The following is a 23,592-nucleotide window of genomic DNA, read 5'->3' as shown; positions in this document are numbered from 1 at the left end:
TAATGAACCATATCCTAGTGATCCCGCATAAGCCGGGTTTATCACCGATGGATTGTACATGTACTGTGTGTACTGTGGCTCCTGTTGGGCTGAAGCACTCAGCCCTAACAAAAGCATTAAACTATAAACTATTTTTTTCATGTTTTAATTCTTATTCCTCTCGGAAACGGATTACTGTTTAATATATAAATATCCCGAAAGGTTTTTCTCGATCCCTTTTGTATTTTTATAGGTCAATGTATAAAAATACGTTCCTTCTGGTAATTCTACATCCCTACTCACTGTTGAACGACCATCTGATAATCCTTTAAAGAAGTTGTCATTCTGACCGTAACTATTAACATGATATACCTCTACCCCCCAGCGATTGTAAATACTTAATGTGTTTTCTGGATAAAAATCGATATTACGAATTCTGAAAATATCATTATCTCCATCACTATTTGGTGAGATAGAATTATACACTTCAATATCATCCTCAATAACTACGCGTACATCCAATTGTTGAATTGGGCTAACACATCCATAAGAAGAGATGGACGTAACTCCAATAGTAGTAGATTTATTTCCAACCACCACATTAATATCTTTGGTTGTAGAACTACCCGTCCAATCGCTTGGTAAAATCCAGTTATAGCTTAAAGCACTTGCTGCATTTACTACACTATAGGTTTGCGAAGTTCCTGCACCCACAAAATCATCTCCAGAAATAACAGTGGGTTGTTCTGGTAGTGCATGTACTTCAATATTGATTTCAGTTCTTTCACTCTCTGCACCATTAATGGTCTGACTCACATAACAGGTTTTAACTCCAACAACAGTCGTATTAGGTGTTGGAGCTATTGATGAAGCATCTCCACCAGTTGCATTAGTATACCAATTAACAACCGCTCCAGATATAGCATCAACACTTAAACTTGATGTCGTTGCATCTTTGCAAAAATGATACGTATTCCCTTGTAGATTAGGCGTTCTTTTAGGTGCTGGTTTTTCAGTAGCAGACTGCATACACATCGGAACAAAGTTAGCCGTGTTTGAAAGATATTCTACTATTTGCCCAAATTCAATTGTAAATGTTTGCGAATTTCCTTTCCAAGAACTTGGATAATTAGAAACTGAATCCGTCATATTTGCATTATCATCTACAATAATAGAATAAGTCCCGTCAAATAAATCCGTATTAAAAGAAAAATAATAATACGCATCTGCATTTGTAGAGGTAACCTGTACTACTTCTTTATTACTATTTAATAATTTTAAGTATATCGTATTTCTTGGTAATCCATCCTGTGTATCATTCTCATCATTACAATTTTTATCTACATCATTATAAATAATACCATCTATTTGAGTAGTAACTGGTGCGCAACCTGTAAAGACCATCCCAACGGTAATGTCTAAATTTGAAGCTGACACACCTGCTATTGTTCCACCAACAACAATTCCTGAAGCTGTTCCGGTATAGTTAAATCCAATAATCTGGTGAGGTATTCCTGTAAAAATAGAAGTAAACTCTCCTGTAGTGTTTACTTGAACAAAATTCCCAGAAGTTAAATCCAAAAGTGCATATTGTTTTGCATTGGAAATAGTTTGACTAAAACTAGGTGCTGAGCTACAATCTTGAGACAGCACAGTTAATGAAAATGTAGCTGTAGTGCCGCAAAAAGGTTGTATTTGTGCTAATTTATTCCCAATTTCAATTCCTGTTGGAGTAGCAGTTGGTCCAAAAACCAAAGCATGAACGGTATAATCTCCAGCTAACACAGCTGTAAATTCAGGTTTAAGAGAATTAATTTGTTTTATTTTTCCATCTACATTATTAACTAAAACATAATTTACTATACTTGGTTCGGTAAAATTAATATGTTCCAAGGTAGTTATATCTGCAGGTGCATAATGAAGTAAATAAAAAGGGTTGTTTTCTTGAATAACACCAACATTAGCAGCACAACAAGGTGTAATCACAACTGCTACTTCTGAACCTTCAGCATTATAACACGATTCATCGCTAGTTTTACTCCATAAGTAAACATTTCCTGTTGTATTATAATTGGTAATGTTAGTAATTTGGGTTTCCCTGGTGGTGGTAGTCCCTGTCCACCATTCATAAATAACTCCGTTCGCTCCATTGGGTTGAACACTCATTAAATCAACTGTTTCTGAAGGACAATTGTTATCTAAACGCACTGATGTTGCAATCGGATTAGCAGTGCTATTTACAGTTGCGGTTACCGAGTCTGATGCTGTACATCCTGTCGCAGTTTTAGTAGCTATTATTGTATAAGTGGTGGTTACCGTAGGGTTAGCTATTGGATTAGACAATGCGGCATTAGATAATCCTGCCGACGGACTCCAAGAATAGGTAACTCCCGCAACAGCTGTAACCCCTATTTGTTTTCCTGTCGAATTAGTAGCACAGGTTTTTGTAAAGTCTGAACCTGCATCTGCAACTGGTAGGGTTTTATCTACAACCACCTCAACAGAATCTGTAGCCGTACAACCTGTTATACGATTTGTAGTAGTCAAAGTGTAAATTGTAGTAATAATTGGATTGGCAATTGGATTGGCAACTGTAGTATCTGACAATCCCAAAGCAGGAGACCAAGAATAACTTACTCCCGTTACCCCTACAACTCCTATTTCCTTACCAGATGTATTGTTGACACACGTTTTTGTAAAATCAGTACCTGCTTGAGCAATAGGCGTTGCTTTATTTACAGTAACTGTACAACTAGCCTCTGACCAACAACCTGATGCACTATTAGTTTTTCGTACTGTATAAGTAGTAGTAATTGTAGGGTTAGCCACTGGGTTAGCACTATTTGTATTTGACAAACCTGTTGACGGACTCCATACATAACTATAACCCGATTCTGGATTTTCCCCTATGGTTCTTCCTGATGTATTGCTAACGCAGGTAATAGTAAAATCAGAACCAGCACTCACTATTGGTACATTAGTATCTACTGTTGCTATTACCGAATCTGTTGTTGTACATCCCGTCGTAGTTTTAGTCGCTGTCAAAGTATAAGTTGTTGTCACTGATGGATTCGCTAATGGATTCGCTATTGATGTATTATCTAATCCTGTGCTTGGTGTCCAAGAATAGGTAACTCCGGAAATTGGACTCACCCCAATTTGTTTTCCAGTTGTATAAGTAGAACAATTTTTGGTGAAATCAGCTCCCGCATTGGCTACTGGAACTGATCTATCTACGATCACCTCTACAGTGTCTGTGGCTGTACAACCGTTTTCAGATTTAGTAGTAGTCAAAGTATAAGTTGTAGTAGCTGACGGATTAGCAATAGGATTAGACAATGATGCATCAGACAATCCTAAAGAAGGATTCCAAGAATAGGTGACTCCGGAAACGGCAGGAACACCAATTTCGTTACCCGATGTATAATTGATACAGGTTTTTGTAAAATCAGTTCCTGCTTGTGCATTGGGAGCCATTTTATTTACAGTAACTACTATGTTTGCTTCTGACCAACAACCTGTTGCGGTATTCGTTTTTCTGAGAATATAAGTTGTAGTAGCTGATGGATTAGCAATAGGATTAGCGATCGCAGCATTTGACAATCCTGTTGAAGGACTCCATGAGTAACTAAACCCAGATGCTGGATTTTCTCCAATGGTTCGTCCTGTTGTATTAGCAGTACAAGTAATAGTGAAATCAGATCCTGCATTTACGATTGGTAAAGGATTAATAGTCACACTCACACCACAAGAAGTAGCTGTTACACTTGAGTTATTTCGTTCAGTAACTTGAAGCGTGTAATCACCATCTTGAGAGGCACTATAATTTGCATTGTTACCCCCTGACACAATAGCTACACCATTACGTTTCCATTGGTATACAGGATCTGTAAAACTAGTTACATTAGAATTTAAAATAATTGGATTACCAGCACAAGTCTCTAAACTAGTGGGTTGGATAGTTGGTGGAGGAACTAATAATGTAGGTTGAGATGTTGCTACACACCCACTATTTTCAGTAACTGTTACCGAGTAAGAACCTGGAGTAGTAGCAGTGAAAATTCTTGCTGTTCCTTGTGGTGCAGCAAGTAAAACACCATCCAATGCCCACTGGTAACTAGCGCCTACCGACGCTGTAAGTGTTAAAGTATTGGTGCAATTTAAAAATTCGATTGCTACTCCATTGTTTATGGTAGCTACAGGATTGTTATTTACTTCTACTTGAATTCCTGCGCTAGCGGGACTAGAACAGCTGTGACTATTTGTAACAACTAACGTATAGGTTTCTGGAAGTGTGGTTCTATAAATTCTTGTTGTTCCATCTGGTATTGCACCTGACGAAGTAAACCATTGATAGGTGTATGTGTCACCTGTTGGAGCAATAGGGCCTTCTAAATCTACATAACCCCCTTCACAAAAAGTGGTAGCTCCATTCACTACTATTGAAGGAGTAGATGGGATTGGAGGTTGAGGATTAACAACCGCTGCAATAGCATTACTAACACATCCATTAGTCCCACTTTTTACTGTAATGTTGTAAGTATTTGGAAGTATATCAGTAAATATAGGACTTAATTGATAATCAACCCCATTAATGCTATAGCTATCTGTCGAAACACCTGTAGTATTTATTCTAATTGTTCCTTTATCAGTAAGACAACTAGGCTGATCTATTCCTTCTAATGTTAAACTCGAAGGAACTGTGGTATCTACCGTAACGACCACTGAATCAGTTGACGTACAGCCTGTGGCTGTTTTAGTAGTAGTCACCGTATAAGTAGTGGAATTCATTGGGCTGGCTGTTGGATTAGCCGTAGTTGCATTGGTTAATCCGGTAGTAGGGCTCCAAGAATAACTAGCACCTGAGACTGCTGTAGTACCAATAAGTTTACCACCTGCATTCGTAGAACAAGTTTTAGTAAAATCAGTCCCCGCATCTGAAAGTATTGTTGATTTATCAACAGTTACCATTACTTTATCTGTAAGAGTACATCCAGAAGCGTTATTCGTGGTTGTAAGCGTATACTCCGTTGTGACTAACGGATTGGCATTCGGATTAGAAATTGTATCATCACTTAAACCTGTTGTTGGGCTCCATGAATAACTAATTCCTGTTATTGGCGCAACTCCTATAGTAGCCCCAGTAGCGTTTGAAATACAGGTTTTTGTAAAATCAGTACCTGCATTTGCCGTTGGCACAGTGGTATTCACTGTTACCACAACAGCATCGGTAGTGGTACAACCTGTCGCTGTTTTGGTCGCTGTTACTGTATATGTAGTGGTTGCGGTTGGATTGGCGTTTGGATTGGCAGCTAAAGGATTAGACAGCCCTAAAGTAGGACTCCAAGAATAGGTTTGGCCAGCAATTGCAGTTGCTCCTATTGTTGAACCAGAAGGATTAGTTACACATGTTTTAGTAAAATCAGTCCCCGCATCTGCAGTAGGTCGAGATTTATCCACTGTAGCTATCACAGAATCTGTCGCAGAGCAGCCCGTATTCGTATAGGTTGCAACCAATGTATAGGTTGTTGTTTCACTTGGATTAACGGGTAAAGTGGCAGTAGTGGCTAAATTAGCATTGGTTGGAATGCTCCATTTATAAGTAGCTCCTGTAATCGTACTGCCTAGAGTTTTTCCGGATGGATTTGTGGTACAAGTAATACTAAAATCAGCTCCCAAATTAACTGTTGGCGCTGCTAAATTAACTGTAACACTAACCTTATCAGAGGCTTTACATCCATTGGCTCCTGTAACGGTCAATGTATATTCAGTGGGTGCAATTGGATTGGCATTTGGATTGGCAACTGTAGAACTGGATAATAAAGACAAACTAGCTGCTGGTACCGCTGTCCATGCATAAGTATTGCCTGCTTCAGCTTGCATTCCAATGTTTGTGCCATTTGGATTTTGCGCACAGGTTTTAGTAAAATCGGCCCCTGCATCAGCTGTTGGTGCAGCATTTACAATAATTTCTGCTGTATTTTGTAATAGTACTGGGGTACAATTCGTACTAGTAGCTCGAATAGTAAACACAGTAGAAGCTCCAAGTAATTGGTTAGCAGGCACCGTGAAAACCAAATTACCTCCTGTTCCTGTTTTCTTGAGCACTGGTGCTAAAGATGCATTGGAACGCAAAACTTCGTATTCTACTCCCGATTCTGACCCTGATATTGTAATAGTTCCGTCTATATTAGGGCAAACAGAACTTCCTGTAACAGTTAGATCAGCTCGTTTAGAACCCGCCACTATAGCAACTACTTTGTCTAAAGTTGCGGTACACGAAGCATTTGGATTCGTACTTGTAGGTTTGATCTTTAAATTAGTTCCAGGTGTCAATGAATATCCTGTTAAGTTAAAAACCAAGTCCGACCCTGTTCCTGATTTTTTAAGTACTGGAGTAAAGGAATTACCATTAGTGTCTACCACTTCATAGTTGAATCCTGTTGTCGAGTTTTTAACCGTAATAGATGGAGAAGTATTCCCACACAAATCTAGCTGAGTAGGGGTTACATCAATATTCAAGTTTAGAGGCAAAACAGTCACGGTTACATCTGATTCGTATTGAGTAGAACCGCAATTATATTCTGATTTTAACTGATAATGCGCAGTGTAGGTAGTCGTAACATTAGGTGTCACAATTATGGAAGACCCTGTTCCAACTGTTGTACTATCATTTTTTTTAGTCCAAGTAACAGTATATAAATCTTTAGTTGTAAAGATCGATAAAGTAGCCGGTGACCCCTGGCAAATCGTACTATTCTCTGTTTGGGCCGTAGGAACATTCCCTGAGGTAGAAACCGTTACATTACTGTCTACAGCATAGCATGGGGTAGAGGTTCTTACAAAATAATTCCCTTGGGGTCTGTTTTCAAAAGAAAATGAACGGATATTAACACTTGCATATTCTTCTCCTATCTCTACTCCATCTAATGGATTTTCAGCATTGACATCTGCCGCATCGTATAAAATAAAAAACAATGGATAGGAAACCGTTCCAGACGTAATTTCCACATTGATAATCCCACTATTCGGATCGTTTGAATTACAGAATACGGTAGATGTTTGGGTTTTTAAAGGGGTAAATTCTGGAATTGTTACCGATACACTATAATCCCAAGGTCCAAAAGCGGGTTTGTTGACTGAAGCTTCTGCTGGTGAGTACCCACCATAAATATTCTTGACTCTAACCAAATAATTTCCAGGAAATAAATTACTAAATGTACCCGATAATGAGGTGGTTCCATTTCCTAAATCACCTGCACTTCCAATATAAGCAATGGGCGCTCCTTGAGGAGTTGCTGTCCATAACTCTGTACTTCCAGAGGAGTTCGCATAGGCATTTTTACCCATGTTAAAAATAATTTTACTAGAGCCTAAACAGCCCAACTCTACTTTAACTGGAGTATCCTGAGTACTGTTATTCCCATCTAACATTGCATATTCTGCCCCTCTTGTAAGATTTATGGTTCTTATAACGGGAGTTGGTAATGCGGGACATCCACCACTACCATTGCTCATCTCAATATTGTATTCGCCTAAAGGCAAGTCAGAGATTGTATACGAACGCGCCACATTATCAGTAAACGTATATACTGCATTAATAGGGAAAGTAACATACTTTGTCCCGCCTAAACCTAGAGGGCCTGTTGCATTAATTTCTTTAAGCTCTGCCCCATCTTTTCTAGTTATCTTGATATTAATGGGTGACTTATAGGTAATGGTACCAAAACTTATATTTATAGCCGAAGTCCCTTGTAAGGTCGAAGCTCCTTCAGACACTGTAGCACCATATAATAACGGATTGGCTTGGTTAACATCAACTATTCGTTCTACTTCGTGACAATCGTCTTTGGCTACTATTCTATACCTTCCTGGTTGGTTTAAAATGTATTCGGCCCTACCCCAAGCTATCGCATTCTGGTTAGTATAACCCAAACTAAGTGGATTCGAATTGGCATTGGGCATTGGGGAAATTTCAGCGGATGTAACGTCTACATAATAGTCTGGATTTTCACTCACTCTTCTTTGAATTTTTAACGTATTGGGTTTGCAAAAATTAATCGACCGGAAATTAATATCATCCCAAAAAGTTTCCACCCTAAGTGCATATTTAGTGGTACAGGTAGCTGGATCGTTGAATGGAAGAGGATAAACATGTAAATAATTGTCTGACATATAAACTCTAGAATTAGCGGTTAAATCACCACAAATATCAACGAATGTAGCCGTAACCGACATGTTGTGTACTAGTATAGGCCCACCTGTTGCCACACGGTCGTATTTGTATTGCGCCGTTGCGCTTGATGAACTGTAGGCAGCCAAAGTAAGCGGATAGAAAACCCCGTTTAATTTAATTTTAGCGTTCATTGGGTTTTCATCCAATTTTGCTTTACGAGCTGGGGTAACATTAGATAAGTTAACAACTAAGTCAATAGTCCCACAACTGGATGTATTCGAACAATTTCTATAATAATTAAAAGCACGAACCCCGTCATTAAAAGCCAATCCTGCAAAAGTTTGATTGGCAGTTGTATAAGAAGGTCTAAAAACAGTTACTTCACATCCTGCCGCGCCGTTAATTTGATCTGTAATCGCCAAACTTACATTTTCGTTTCCTTTCAAACCAGTAAATGTGTAAGTTCTCGATGCTTGTGGCGTAGAAGTAAGCACTGTTCCATCTGCTCTAGTCAATTTATACACAAAAGGCCCTGTACCCTTCCCTGCGCCGATAGTAGCTGTTACAGTAGCATCAGAGGAGTTAGGACAACTAGGAGGAGCTGTAGAAAAGCTGTAAGTCATATCCACATAATTGGAAGTAATCGCTATGGGATTCCCAGAGTAGTTAATAGAGGTGGTTCCATTAGTTAGCCTCAAATCGTAATTACCGGGTCCTAAAGAATTGAAATCTATAGCACCCCCAGTAACAGGAAAATTTACTGAAGAAGAACCCCCTCCACCTTGTTTAACGAGTTCTGCTATCCAACCCGTACAATCAGTTGAGGTGGGTATGGTTACCGTTATTTTTCCGTTAGAACTACATGATGCATTGGTTTTAGCAACTGTAAAATTAGTGGTAGTACACTGCGCACCAACTAATTGAGAAATAAAGAGAAAAAAGATAGCTAGGGCTACATTTTTTCTAAGCATTCTATTCCATTTAAAAATCGTATTCTTCATATTTTGTTTTATCCTATCTCTTTTGGGGAGCAAAAGAGCATTTGTGTATAGATTGGGGAAATAGGGCAGATTGGGGATTGTTTTTGGGGACTCGTATTGAATTGAATTAATTATCAATTTAATTTGGAACAAAAGCTATATTACTATTTATCTTTCAATTCCGTCTTTTGAAACAAGTACTAACTAGATTGTATCATATTGTTGTCTTTTTACTGATTTATTTTTATTGAATCGTATTTAATTTAGCGTTATATCCTTGATAATTAAACTATAATAAATACCGTGTTAAATTAAAAAATGTTCGCAAAAATAAACTAGTCTTTTTATAAAAAAGTTGCAAAATCACAAGTTTTTAAAAAAAGATTACTTTTTTTAGATTTTTTTAACAAAAATTAATGCTTTTTGGTAGCAATAAGTTCCTAAAATATTCGTTTTGTGGGAGTTAAACTGTTGTAAAACAATAAAAAAACTAGTTCATTTTAGGATGCATCTTAGTAATCCTAGGAACAAGCCGAATAGGAACAAAATGAATGAAGTCCAATAAACAAAAATGCTGTAGAGTACTATTCTTTTGAATAGTCCTACAGCATCGAATTGTATAATGTGATTGATGACAACCTAATAGTACTTAAACAACAATAGTACACTAGGATATATTGACGATCATAGGGAAATAAAATATACCATGGTACTTTCTTGAATTACCATCAAAAAAATAAAAATTAATACGAAATAATCATCTTACCATCTCCGGTATTAGAGGCGGTATAAAACTTAATACTTGTTGTATTAGTTGGAAAAACATACGAAGAGCCACCGCCACCAGCTCCATAATATGTGCCGCCGCCAGCTCCACCGCCACCACCGTAGTAACCAGCGCCGCCACCGCCACCTGAATTATATGAACTCAATGTAATTGATCCTCCTCTTCCACCAAAACCTAATCCTCCTGCAGCTGGCGGAGTAAATTGCCCATCTAATTCACTTCCTCTTGCGCCACCGGCAGTTTGCGTGCCTCCTTTACCTCCTCTGGTGTCGTCAAAGGCCGCAACGCTACCCACTAGCCCTCCAGCGTGACCTCCAATCCTGCCAGTTGCTGCTCCACCGCCGCCCCCTGCAACTAACAACACATTAGCCATGTCAATCGAATTGCGAAATAAGGCTGTCATTCCTCCTCCTCCTGCTGACTGATTGCTAGTATCGGTTGTATTCGTTCCTGCATTCCCACCATTCCCATATACGGCCGAAATTCCTGAAGGCTTTCCGCCTACCATGATGCGAAGGGTATCGCCAGGAGTAACTTTAATAATGGCTTGCATTCTACCGCCAAAACCGCCCGCTGTAGTATTCTTGTCACCACCTTGAGCACCATAAGCATCTACTAAAATCTTAGTGACATTAGCAGGTACTATCCAAGATTGAGCTGCTCCTGTAAAAATTAAGGTGTCTTTGTGGGTATAATTTACTAGTTTTGGTTTCATCTGAATAAATGGAGAGTTCAACTGACCGTAACTCCAATTAAAAAACAAAACAACTAAAAGAGAAAGTAGTCTATTTTGATTCATCTTGTGTGTATTAAAATTCACTATCTCCTGAAATGTACCCTTCTGTACCCGATTCCATCAAAATTCCAATGGAACTGTATCGCGCTCTTGTTTTAGTACCATTAGCTGAATTAATAGTTACTCCTGAAGCTCCCGCAACTGTGACTTGTCCAGTTCCTTTTTGAATAACTTGGCAGAAAAATCCTTCTGATAAAGTAGTAGGAACTGTTACTGTAACATCCGCAGCGCTATCCATGATAATCACTCCTTTTGAATCATTGGCTGTTAAAGTATAATTTGCTGTTTGCCTATTTACCGGTGTTGATTGCCAAGTAGCATTTCCTGAAGCATCAGAAGTTAATACTTTTCCTGCTCCTGGAGTACCTGCTCCTGCAAATCGAACTGAACCTGTGGTATGTAATTGTGCAGTAGGTGGTGAAATTGTACTTGTTCCAATACCGACATTACCATTATTAGCAATTCTAACTTTTACTGTACCAACTGAAGATGCATCAGCTGTATAAAAAGAAAAACCTCCAGTTGTTGGTTTTGAATTTTTTAATAAAAAATCATTCGCATCCGATGAAAACTGACCAACATATTGACCTTGATACAACCAATCAATTCTTGGAGCGGCTGAATTTGTATTAAATTCCATAGCATAACCTCCAGTTGTATAACCTGCCGAAGGGGTGTTTTTCAAAATAAAACCTCCCACTACATCTAAATTAGTTGTTGGACTAGTGGTTCCAATTCCAACATAACCGTTGTGATCAATACGCATTCTCTCTAAGGCAGAGTTAGTAGTAGGATTAACATTAAAAGGCATTGTTCTGAATAATATCCCCCCACCATTATTGCTAGTTGACTGAGTTCCTACTGTATACCCGACAATATCTGTTCCGTTTGTAGGATACGATGATCCGTTAGAAGCGCTAAATACAATTCGACCCACAAATTCTCCGCTAGGTACAGCTGCATGTGTATTGGGGTCAGCATTCCACGTTTTTTGTAAAATTAAATTCGCTGGTGTTAGACTCGCTGTGCCTCCTCTTCTAATAACAGCAGTCAAACCATTAGTAGAGGCCACCTCAAATTGTCCGGTTGGTGCATTGGTTCCTACTCCTACACTACCATTACCCAACACATCAAATAAAGGTTTTGAGATTCCAGTTTGAGTCGTATTTTGTCCTACTTCAAAAGCATAGGTTTGGTTCGAATTATTGGCTACTTTTACTTGTAACCCATTTGAACCTACTACGTCATTTGCATTATATAAAGAAGTGTTGTATCCTGCTGTATTGGTTAACCAAGAAATGCCGGTTGTACTTTGTGTTGCACTGTTAGAACCTACAAAATTAGTTCCAGATGGCGCATTAGAAAAAAGTGAAATTGGAGATGTAGTACCAATACCTACTTTACCATCTGGCTGAATTCTCATTCTTTCTTTCCAATCATCAGTAGCAAAAGTAATAGGTTGTAAACCAGGTGTATTTAGCGATAGCTGGGTAACACCATCAACACCTGCTAAGTACATGGTTCCTGGAATTTGACTATTATATGTTGTTGATCCTGAGTATATCCCCATTCTGAATTTTCTTGACGAACTATTAATATCAAGAGATGGATTATTGGCGTCTAGTACAATGGAATTACTATTCGCAGAATTTCTGGATTTAATTTCCCCAACTGTTTCTAATTTAGTTGATGGGGAAGTAGTTCCAATACCAATATTACCATTATCAAAAATAGAACTATCAGCCAATGTATTACTAGGGCTTGTTCCAGAAAATTTAGGTATAAAGTTAGAAGTACCACTGCCTCCAATTTTAGTATCAACATACATTTTATTAGCTGCATCAGTAGCATTTGAAGGTACATCTGTTAAAATTATTTTTTTACCTGTTGGAACAGTTAAATCGCCTTCCATAGTATCTCCTGTTGTGTTAACATAACGGGGGTCTGTAGACACTAGATTAATAGCAACTTCCAACCATGTTGTTCCATTAAAAATAAATGTACGACCATTATTGGCGCTATCACTATTACCAACAACGATATAAATATCAGATTCTTTAGTATTGTTCAACAGATTCGTATCAGTATTAACATTAATTATAGAGTTAGCTTGCGTTGGGTCTACATTATCTCCTTGAAATACTCTACCTAATAAAACGGATACATTACCATCTACAGGTGCAACCCCATTTACTTTTCTAACTGCACCGTCAACATGTGCAACTGGAATAGAAGATACCGTTGTAAAATTAGCGCCATTAGTGTCTTGTTTTACATACCCTGCTCCCGCATTGCTCATATTGGATCCTGTACCACCTTTGTTTACCGAAACTATATCCCCAAGTTTAGCATTAGTTACTGCGTTATCCGCAATTTTAGTAGTGGTAACACTTCCGTTTTTTATTTTGGATTCTTCAACAGCATCATTTCCTAATTTTGTTGCTGTAATTGCTCCTGATGTAATTACTGGAGCGGCGGCTGTTGATCCTGTTCCTGCTAAATCTCCTCCTAACTGGATTTTACCTAAGTCCGAAGTCGTTGCCACAGGTGTGGCTGCGTTTGTAATAGCGGTGCTAACAAATGCAGTCGTTGCAACAGATGTGTCATTATCTCCTGTAGTTGCTGTTACTGCTTTTGCATCTCCAGTAAATGTTGGTGAAGCTAAATTGGCTTTCAAATTTAATGCCGCTTGCGTATCGTTTGAAACGGGTTTGTCAGCATCAGCAGTGTTACTTACATTGCCTAATCCAACGGCTGCTTTATCTAAGGTCTGGAAGGTTTTGTCACCTCTATAATATTGAGCTGTAGTTCCTGAAGCAATAGTGTTTTCTTTAGCATTTAACGCAGTTTGAGTAGCTGTTGAAACGGGTTTGTCAGCATCAGCAGTGTTACTTACATTACCTAATCCAACAGTCGTTTTGTCTAACGTTTGCCAAGTTTTATCCCCTCTATAATATTGAGCAGTAGTTCCTGTAGCGATAGTGTTTTCTTTAGCGCTTAATGCCGTTTGGGTTACTGTTGAAATAGGTTTGTCAGCATCAGCAGTGTTATTTACATTACCTAATCCAACTGCCGCTTTATCTAAAGTTTGCCACGTTTTATCGCCTCTATAATATTGAGCAGTAGTTCCTACAGCAATAGTGTTTTCTTTATTGGTTAGTCCTGGAACAGTTGGCGCATCAGCTGTACCGCTTAAATCGCCTGCCAACAGGATTTTACCTTTTACAGTTGCAGTTGCGTCCACTACACCCGCACTAATTTGATTGTCCACATAGGTTTTTACAGCCTTCTGTGTTGGAAACAAAACATCGCTAGTTCCTAATGCAGTATCAGCTGATTTATTAGCCGCTGCTTCTTTAGCTGCTAATGCGGTTTGGGTTGCTGTTGAAATGGGTTTGTCAGCGTCAGTAGTGTTATTTACATCGCCTAATCCAACTGCCGCTTTATCTAAGGTTTGCCAAGATTTATCGCCTCTATAATATTGAGCTGTAGTTCCTGCAGCAATAGTATTTTCTTTAGTATTTAATGCCGTTTGGGTTGCTGTTGAAACGGGTTTGTCAGCATCAGCAGTGTTACTTACATTACCTAACCCAACTGTTGCTTTATCTAAGGTTTGCCACGTTTTATCGCCTCTATAATATTGAGCTGTAGTTCCTGCAGCAATAGTATTTTCTTTAGCGTTTAATGCCGTTTGAGCAGCTGTTGAAACGGGTTTGTCAGCGTCAGTAGTGTTATTTACATCGCCTAATCCAACTGCCGCTTTATCTAAGGTTTGCCAAGATTTATCGCCTCTATAATATTGAGCAGTAGTTCCTGCAGCAATAGTGTTTTCTTTATTGGCTAGTCCAGGAACAGTTGGCGCATCGGCTGTCCCGCCTAAATCACCTGTTAATTTAATTTTCCCTTTTACAGTTGCAGTTGCGTCTGAGGTTGCAGCAGCAATTATTGCTGAGTTTACAAAGGCAGTATTGGCAATTTGAGTGGTATTAGTTCCAATAGTTGCGGTTGGAACAGTTGGCGTGCCTGTAAGCGCAGGCGAAGCCAAGGGCGCTTTATCATTTAGTGCGGCCTGTGTCGCAATTGAAATAGGCTTATTGGCGTCACTCGTATTATCTACATTATTTAATCCTAAGTTGGTTTTAGCACCCGCAACAGTAGATGCACCAGTACCCCCATTAGCAATAGCTACAATTCCAGATATATTTTCAGCAATTTTTGACGCGTAGGCAAAAGGCACTGCTGAAAAATCTTGGTCACTTACCTCAATAAAACCAGAACAAGTCGCAGTTACATCTATCTCTACCTGAAGTTTTTTATTGGAACTATTCCAAACTATCGCATTAAAGTTAGGGGCATAGCCTCCTACTTGACCACCAGACCCTACAACCAAGTTTACCATTCCAAACTCATCGGTTTTGACCTTTTGAGTTTCTTGATATTCTATATTTGAGGAAGCATCTTTGATACTAAAACGAAGACAAATATCCTTATTAGACAATACGGCATTGACATTATTATTCCCAGGTAAAATCTCAGCATTAGGATTATATATAACCGCTTGATACGTTATGCCTGAATTTTGAGCATAAAATAAGGTAGTGGTCAAAAAAACAAATAAAGTAATAATTTTTTTCATAAATTCTTAATATTAATACAATTCAAAAGAAACCCCAAATACAATTTGATTCGTTAAAAAGGATAACTTTTTATCCGAATTATTCGTTAGACCAATGCTTTTAGAATAGTTATAACCTAAACTCAAATAGCCATATTCTGATAAATTACATTTTGCTTGAAATCCTAACAACGGACTAATTATAATTCCATTAAAATCTTTTTGACTGGTTAAATCAAATCTAGAATTGTTTATTTTTTGATTCCCATAAAGTAGTGTTGCTATATTAACCCCTCCTTTTACGGCCAAATCAACATGATCTGTTTTAACAAATGAAAACACTAAAGCATTTTGAACACCAATGTACTCAGTTTTCCATTCGTAATTATTAGTTGCGTCTCCTGCCTCTGCATTGTATTGGTTTAAGGTCAAACCTACAGTATAATTCAAATTATTATCAAAGGCGAGTCGTTGTACTTTGATAGGGATAGCTAATCCAATTTCATAGCTGTCCCCTTCTCCTTTTTTCTCAAGAGGATTTATAGTCGCTTCTCCACTATATCTCAATTTATATTTGGAATAATTCTTCCCGTTCAAGAAATAAATTTCTTGTGAATAGGCTGTATTCACTAATAGAAGAAAGGCGATTAATTGCATTAATTTTTTCATTTGGACTTTATTATTTTAGTAGAAAATGTATAGATTGAGGAGGTAATTTTAGCAAAATAAACGCCCTCCGAAAGCGAAGAAACATTTACTGATAAAATATCTTGTATAAATTCATCCCGCTGACTAAAAACTAACCTACCTCTAGAGTCAAACAAATAAAGTGTAGTTGAGGTTCCTATAGGAGATGAGAATTTAAAATTAACAATTTCATAAACTGGATTGGGATAAACAATAACAGTAACTGATTTTTGTGTCGGCACAGAAGTAGAAGCAATTGCAAAACTTTGAATGTATCCTTGTCCTATAATTAGCTTGGGGTTTTTAAAGTTCCCGATTGAGCTATTCACTTGACCTATAGATTGCGAAACGAACATGCCGTTAGCTATTTTCAGGTTGGCACCTTGAGCTGAAATTACCTGATGATGAAGTTTTTGACTCCAACATGAACAACAGAAGAAAATGAATAAAATAGTCTTATGCATATTTAGCATACTTTAATTCTTTACAAAATTAGATTTTTTTAGTTAAAATCAAAAACAATTGAATTATTTTTAATAAAATAGGCAATATTGATAAAAAAAATGAATTATTTTCAATTTTAAAACTCGCGAAAAAGAAATTTTATAATCAAATCATAAAATTAGCCGCGATTTGCGGCTAATTTTAATCATGATTTGAAAAAGACTTGGAATCAAATTTTAGGGGCAACTGGATCGAATCATAAATATATTGTTAAATTTCAATTTTCTCAATATTATAGTTAGGATAGAGCTTAAACATAATTTTTTTTACATTCAAATTAGGATGTCTCTTTTTCATTTTTAATAACATTTTGTGAAATAGAATAATTTCATCTTGACAAATATTGGGCAAATTTGTTTTCCTTCTCGAAAAAAAACTTGTCATTGCCATAGTCAGTAGTGATCTTTAAATTATACGTTATTTATTTTTTCTATTTCTATGTGCCAAAAGTAAATACCTCATTTTTAAAAAAAGTTGTAAAATCACAACTTTTCGAAAAAACTTCATTTTTTTTCTATATTTGTTGTATTAATAGAGTCTATTATTCATAAATACCCAATAATGAAACAATAAATTCAACCCATTAACCCAAATCTTAAAAAATGAAATTACCCCCAAAAAAACAAGAACAGGAAGCTGTTTCAAAGAAAACAGACCATCCTATTATGAAACAATTTGCTTCTTATCTTTTTTTAAAAAAAATTAAGAAAAAGGAATTTCTCCTTAAAGCCGGAGAAATAAACGATAGTATTTTTTTTGTAAAAAAAGGATTATTGAGAGTATTTCTAGAATATGAAGGAAAAGAAATCAACACTTGGTTCGTTAAAGAAGATGATTTTATTAACTCCATCAATAGCTTTCATTTTAACACTCCAAGTCAAGAATTTATCCAAGCATTAGAAGATAGTGAAATCCTAATTATTAATAAAAACACCTACAATTTTCTTTTAAAAAACAGTCACAAACTAGCACTCTTTTCAATTAATGAACTTTACATTAAACTATGTGAATATCAGGATCAATGCCAGTCGCTCCGTTTTATGAATGCCGAAAAAAAATACGATTTTCTAATCTCAAAAATGCCTGAAATACACAGCCGATTAAGTCAAAAGCATATTGCCTCCTTCTTGGGGATTGAAACCACTTACTTGAGTAAAATTATTGCTAATTATAAAAATGAAAATTAAAAAATCCCTATGAATATTATTAAAAAAGTACTGACATCTGGGAGTTTTTTTGCAAATAAAGACTTGCCATTATTGGAACAATTAGCCAACTTTTTATTTGTCAAAAAAATTAAAAAAAAGGACATTTTATTAAAAGAGGGACAAATTAATAGTAAAATCTATTATGTACAAAAAGGATTGTTGCGTGTTTATAGAATACACGAAGGGAAAGAAATTAACACCTGGTTTGTCAAAGAAGGAGAATTCATCACCTCTGTCCCTAGTTTCTATTATGAAACCCCAAGCAGCGAATACATTGAAGCGATTGAAGAATGTGAAGTATTGGAAATAAAAAAAACCACTTACAATATGATGCTAAAAAACAATTTAAAATTAGCTTTATTTGTAATTGACCAACTATATGTCAATCTTTGCGAATACCATGACCAATGTCAATCGTTGCGATTCTTAACTGCTGAAAAAAAATATGAATTTTTAAAAACAAAAAAACCGTAAATTTTAGATCGACTAAGCCAAAAACACACTGCTTCATTTTTAGGAATTGAAACCACTTATTTAAGTAAAATAATTGCTAATTATAAAGAATAAAATACCCACACAAATACCACAATCATTATGAACATCATTGAGAAAGCACTTCAGGGAAATCGGTTTTTTGGCAAGAAAGACTTGTTTTTAGTAGAAAAATTAGCCTCTTTTCTTTTTACGAAAAAGATAAAAAAAAGAGAACTATTACTCAAAGAAGGAGAAATTAACGACCGAATGTTCTATGTCCAAAAAGGGCTGCTAAGAGTCTATTTCATTAATGATGATGGAAAAGAAATTAACACTTGGTTTGTTAAAGAGGGGGAATTTGTTTATGCTTGCCATAGTTTCCATTTTCAAATTCCATCAGAAGAGTATATAGAGGCAATGGAAGATTCAGAAATAATGTCGATAAAAAAAGAAACTTGGCTAATGTTATTGCGAAATAACCACAAATTAGCCTTGTTTACTGTACATGAATTAATGGCCAATATAGCCGAGTTTGCTACACAAGCCAGTGTTCTACGACTCATGACTGGAGAGAAAAAATACGAATACTTGAAAACTCATAAAAGCGATATTTTAGAACGTATTAGTCAAAAACACCTTGCCTCCTATTTAGGGGTAGACACCACCTATTTAAGTAAAATTATTAATAATTACAAAAACAACGAAGAGAACAAAAATATCCAAAAAGCCATTTAGCCCCACACTCCCAAATTAGCCCCAAAAACCATGAATATTATCGATAAAAGCCTTGAGTCAGGCTTGTTTTTTAAACAAAAAGACCGTCATGTTGTAGAGAAACTAGTTTCTCTTATGTTTACTAAAAAAATAAAGAAAAAAGAGACGCTTTTAAGACATGGTGAAATCTGCAAAGAAATTTTTTATGTTCAAAAAGGACTTCTTAGAGTTTATATTATCAACGAAGGAAAAGAAGTAAATACCTGGTTTGTTCAAGAAGGCGACTTCATTACCTCTATCAACAGCTATCACCGACAAAAACCAAGTGAACATTTCATCGAAGCATTAGAAGATTGTGAAATTATTTCGATAAAAAAAACAACCTTAGATTTTATCATGAAAAACAATCATAAAGCGGCCTTATTTGCCACAAATGAACTTTTTAATAAATTGTGTGATTATCAAGAGCAAGCTAGTGCATTGCGTTTTATGAATGCAGAGAGTCGCTATAGTTATCTATACGAAAAGCAAAGCGAAATTTTCAATAGACTAAGTCAAAAGCAATTGGCTTCTTTTTTAGGTGTAGACACTACGTATTTAAGTAAAATTATCAGTAAATACAAAAGCAAGTAATAAATTAACTTAATTGTAATTCTTCGGGTAAATGCCCTAAAGTATAAAACTGCTTATTCAAGTATTCACTAATAATGAATTCATCTTGATCTGATACTTTGAGATGCATAGAGGTGCTTTCTCCAAAACATTTCACAACAAACAAATTAGAATCCACATCATAATTTAATATCAAAAACCCTGCTGAAATACCTTTTTGCATAATTTCTCTATGCATAATTTTTTCACTAAAAATTACAGGAATTTTTTCTTCGTTAATAATGTATTTTAAAATGTTCATTGCTTTTGTAGGAATCTATTTAATAGCGACAAACGCTTTCTATTGTATGCTGTTTTAGAGTTAGAAAAAAATCAAAACCATACTGGCAAGAGGTTAGCCAGTATGATACTTGATTTCCTATAAAATTTAATAGCGATTGAAACTAAATCGATGCGCTAAAAAAAATTCAAGGAAAATGGTTAGAAAAACATTACATGATTTTGATAAAAATACATACTGTTATAAATGTCCCCACATCTCTTCTAACCATTATTTTTTTAAACTATCAATCTTTTTTTTTAAATCCAACATAAAACTGCATTAATCGCCGTTTGATTGTTTTGATTTTCTGATTCCAAAGTAAAAGCATCTGATTTTAAAAAAAGTTGTGATTTTACAACTTTTCAAAAAAATTTAATTTTTTTTACAAAAACTTCCTATTTAAATAGAATTTATAAATTTATAATTAGATTTAAACAATTGATTTTCAAATACATAGTTTCATTTTGGCAAATTGTAAATTCGGTAGCAAAAATTTAATTTTTGTTCATTTTTAGTTTAAAAAACGGCTGTTTTAACACTTACATGCCGAATTTAACGATCTGGAAAAACGTCATGAAATAGATTTTGAAACAAAAAAAGCCTCTTTTTTTAGCAAAATTTCATTCGGTTTTAATTCCTATCAAAAAATTCAAACGGAAATCATAGTACAAGATATCGTATATTTGCAGTGTAAAAGTGTCCCCACTCTTTTCAATATTATTTTTAAAAAATACTAAATTTCCGTTTTCATAATCTGAAAACGGATTTTTTGTTTTAAACCAGTCCGGCTGTATTTTATTTTTCAATGCTCGATGAAATACTAATTCCAAACCAATTATACTCAATAATAATACTATAAAAAATGCACTTTTGAAATTAAATAAAGAGGATTTTTGCAGAATAATCAGCTGTTTTTAAAAGACATTTATATAAATTGCACTCAGAATTTAGAGAGGAATATTATGCCAGAAAGAGACGCAGAACGATTACGATTACAATTACGAAACGACAATAAAGGCTGGAAAAAATGGGGTCCCTATCTTACAGAACGTCAATGGGGTACTGTTAGAGAAGACTACTCTAAAAATGGGGATGCATGGAATAGTATCACGCATGAAATGGCGCGCTCCAAAGCCTATCGTTGGGGAGAAGAAGGAATTGGTGGTATTTCAGATAACAAACAACACATTTGCTTTGCTTTTGCTTTTTGGAACCACAATGATCATATTCTAAAAGAACGTTTTTTTGGTTTAACTGGAAGTGAATCAAATCACGGAGAAGATGTAAAGGAGATCTACTACTACCAAGATTCCACTCCAACGCATTCCTACCAAAAAATGCTGTACAAATACCCACAGGGCGCCTTTCCTTATAACAAATTGGTTGAAGAAAGTAAAAAACGCTCTCGTTTAGAACCTGAATACGAATTACTTGATACTGGAATTTTCGATAACGATGCCTACTTTGACATTACCATGGAATATGCCAAAGCAGACGAACAAGATCTTTTAATCAAGGTTACTGTCGAAAATCGCTCTAAAACAGCAGCACCAATTACCGTTTTGCCTACGGTTTGGTTCAGAAATACATGGTGTTGGGGGTATGAAAACTACAAACACAAGCCAAGCCTAACCGGTATTGGAAAATCACACATTGAAGTCAACCACCAGGTCGTAGGCCGATTTAAATTATATGCGGAAGATGCTGACGAATTTGTTTTTTGTGATAATGAAACCAATTTCGAAAAACTATACCACTCACCTAACCTAAGTCATTATACTAAAGATGGTATCAACGACTATATTGTGAATAAAAAAACAGACGTTATCAATCCTAATAATATTGGTACCAAAGCTTCTGCAAAATACACACAAACTATTCCTGGCAATGGAAAGAAAGTGTTCAAATTGCGATTTACCAATCAAACACCAAAAGATGCTTTTGCTGATTTTGATACTATTTTTGAACAACGTCAAATAGAAGCCGATGCATTTTATGCTTCGCTCCAAAAAGGAATTGAAGACGAAAACTTAAAATCAATTCAGCGTCAATCTTATGCTGGTATGTTGTGGACTAAGCAATGGTACTATTTCAATGTTTTTGAATGGACCAAAGGCGACCCTGCTATGCCAAAACCAGATGCTGAACGAAAAAAAGGACGAAATAATGCCTGGAAACACCTCTATGCGGCTAACATTCTTTCAATGCCTGACAAATGGGAATACCCTTGGTTTGCCGCCTGGGATTTGGCCTTTCATACGCTACCTTTAGCTCGACTAGATCCTGATTTTGCCAAAAGACAATTATCCGTAATTCTGAGAGAATATTACATGCATCCTAACGGACAGATTCCTGCTTACGAATGGTCGTTTTCGGATGTAAACCCGCCTGTACATGCCTGGGCAACTTGGAAAGTCTATGAGATTGACAAGGAAATGAATGGTGGCAAAGGAGATACTGTTTTCCTAGAACGAATTTTCCATAAGTTATTGCTTAACTTCACTTGGTGGGTCAACTTGAAAGACGAAGGTGGGAATAATATCTTTGGTGGTGGGTTTCTTGGAATGGATAATATTGGGGTCTTTGATCGCTCTGCTGATTTACCAACTGGCGGGCATTTAGAACAAGCAGATGGTACGGGCTGGATGGCGATGTACAGTTTGAACATGTTGCGTATTGCTTGTGAAATCGCTATTGAAAATCCCGTATACCAAGATATGGCGTCCAAGTTTTTTGAACACTATTTACATATTGCAGGAGCCATGCAAGCCATTGGAGGAGACAAACTGAACCTTTGGGACGAAGACGATCAGTTTTATTACGATATGCTTCACAAAGAAAATGGCGATGCCGAATTGCTGAAAGTACGCTCAATGGTGGGATTGATTCCGCTATTTGCAGTAGAAGTTTTAACTCCTGAATTGTTAGAAAAATTACCCGAATTCAAACGTCGAGTAGAATGGGTATTGAACAACCGACCTGATTTAGCTAGCTTAGTTTCAAGTTGGGACAAAGCAGGAACAGGAGAAACCCGTTTGCTAGCCATTTTGAGAGGTCATCGAATGAAAATGATTATGAAACGAATGTTTGACGAAACCGAATTTTTATCGGACTATGGAATTCGTTCGCTTTCAAAATACCATAAAGAACATCCGTACCAATTTAATTATGAAGGCGGAACAGTACGGGTAGATTACACCCCTGCCGAGGCAACTGGAGATATGTTTGGTGGTAATTCCAATTGGAGAGGACCTATTTGGTTCCCTATGAACTATTTGATTCTAGACTCTTTGGAGAAATTTTCGAATTATTACGGTCCTGATTACGAAGTAGAGTACCCAACTAACTCTGGAAAAATGATGAATATCAAAGAAGCTGCAGAAGAAGTCTCTAAACGATTATTAGCGCTTTTTGTACCTGATGCGAATCAAAAAATTCCAATGTATGGTGAGTATGATAAATTTCAAAAAGATAATGAATTCAATAAAAATCATTTGTTTTTTGAATATTTTGATGGAGATACAGGAAAAGGACTTGGAGCTAATCATCAAACGGGTTGGACGGGACTAATCTCTGAAATTATCCGACATTTGTATGTTGCTAAAGAGTAATTAGATTTACGATGAGCAATTTTGAAACACAGGTTTTTGAAATTCAATAAATTAGAAAAATCAGCGAATCTTTGGTAAAAAAATTGGTGGCAATTCGTGTAATTCGTGTTTAAATTTATAGCAAAAG

At 36.3% G+C, this 23,592-nt stretch carries 12 protein-coding genes; 5 read left to right on the top strand and 7 right to left on the bottom strand.

The genetic code is table 11. The annotated features are described in order from the left end of the window. The 6 genes from RMR09_RS10180 to RMR09_RS10155 form a co-directional block, all read right to left on the bottom strand. Positions 1–141 (bottom strand): type IX secretion system membrane protein PorP/SprF (locus tag RMR09_RS10180; protein WP_310595693.1); only part of this gene is annotated, 141 nt, incomplete at its 3' end. A gap of 30 nt (positions 142–171) precedes the next feature. After that, positions 172–9,126, bottom strand: coding sequence for a gliding motility-associated C-terminal domain-containing protein (locus RMR09_RS10175; RefSeq protein WP_310595692.1), 8,955 nt, complete (start codon positions 9,124–9,126; stop codon positions 172–174). Between the two features lie 752 nt (positions 9,127–9,878). Further along, on the bottom strand, positions 9,879–10,721 hold the full coding sequence (locus tag RMR09_RS10170; RefSeq protein WP_310595691.1) for a glycine rich domain-containing protein: 843 nt from the start codon (positions 10,719–10,721) through the stop codon (positions 9,879–9,881). A 10-nt stretch (positions 10,722–10,731) separates the two neighbouring features. Continuing rightward, entirely contained in the window at positions 10,732–15,354 is a 4,623-nt protein-coding gene (locus tag RMR09_RS10165) for a hypothetical protein (RefSeq protein ID WP_310595690.1), read from the bottom strand. Positions 15,355–15,366: 12 nt separating this feature from the next. Further along, entirely contained in the window at positions 15,367–16,002 is a 636-nt protein-coding gene (locus tag RMR09_RS10160; RefSeq protein ID WP_310595689.1) for a hypothetical protein, read from the bottom strand. Further along, positions 15,999–16,484 carry a T9SS type A sorting domain-containing protein gene (locus RMR09_RS10155; RefSeq protein ID WP_310595688.1) on the bottom strand — a complete coding sequence of 162 codons (486 nt, stop codon included), beginning with the start codon at positions 16,482–16,484 and terminating at the stop codon, positions 15,999–16,001. The genes RMR09_RS10160 and RMR09_RS10155 overlap by 4 nt, the downstream gene beginning before the upstream one ends. A 642-nt stretch (positions 16,485–17,126) precedes the next feature. On the opposite strand from RMR09_RS10155, the gene RMR09_RS10150 reads away from it, so the two are divergent. The 4 genes from RMR09_RS10150 (at position 17,127) to RMR09_RS10135 (ending at position 19,553) form a co-directional block, all read left to right on the top strand. Further along, the gene (locus RMR09_RS10150) at positions 17,127–17,711 is read left to right on the top strand and encodes a Crp/Fnr family transcriptional regulator (RefSeq protein WP_310595687.1); all 585 of its coding nucleotides are present in this window, start codon (positions 17,127–17,129) and stop codon (positions 17,709–17,711) included. A gap of 9 nt (positions 17,712–17,720) precedes the next feature. Continuing rightward, a complete protein-coding gene (locus tag RMR09_RS10145; protein ID WP_310595686.1) occupies positions 17,721–18,206 on the top strand; it encodes a cyclic nucleotide-binding domain-containing protein in 486 nt (161 codons plus the stop codon). Positions 18,207–18,326: 120 nt separating this feature from the next. Beyond that, positions 18,327–18,941 (top strand): Crp/Fnr family transcriptional regulator, encoded by a 615-nt coding sequence (locus RMR09_RS10140; protein WP_310595685.1) that lies wholly within the window; start codon positions 18,327–18,329, stop codon positions 18,939–18,941. Positions 18,942–18,971: 30 nt separating this feature from the next. After that, positions 18,972–19,553 (top strand): Crp/Fnr family transcriptional regulator, encoded by a 582-nt coding sequence (locus RMR09_RS10135; protein ID WP_310595684.1) that lies wholly within the window; start codon positions 18,972–18,974, stop codon positions 19,551–19,553. A gap of 4 nt (positions 19,554–19,557) precedes the next feature. Here the strand turns inward: RMR09_RS10135 and RMR09_RS10130 are convergent, their stop codons facing one another. Further along, positions 19,558–19,770, bottom strand: a complete 213-nt coding sequence (locus RMR09_RS10130; RefSeq protein ID WP_310595683.1) for a hypothetical protein — start codon at positions 19,768–19,770, stop codon at positions 19,558–19,560. Between the two features lie 1,046 nt (positions 19,771–20,816). Here RMR09_RS10130 and RMR09_RS10125 point away from each other — a divergent pair. Further along, positions 20,817–23,465 carry an MGH1-like glycoside hydrolase domain-containing protein gene (locus RMR09_RS10125; RefSeq protein ID WP_310595682.1) on the top strand — a complete coding sequence of 883 codons (2,649 nt, stop codon included), beginning with the start codon at positions 20,817–20,819 and terminating at the stop codon, positions 23,463–23,465. Positions 23,466–23,592: the final 127 nt, after the last annotated feature.

The organism is Flavobacterium sp. (genome assembly GCF_031537875.1).
In the GTDB taxonomy this organism is placed as follows: Bacteria; Bacteroidota; Bacteroidia; order Flavobacteriales; family Flavobacteriaceae; genus Flavobacterium.
This window is presented reverse-complemented; position numbering and strand designations above follow the sequence as displayed.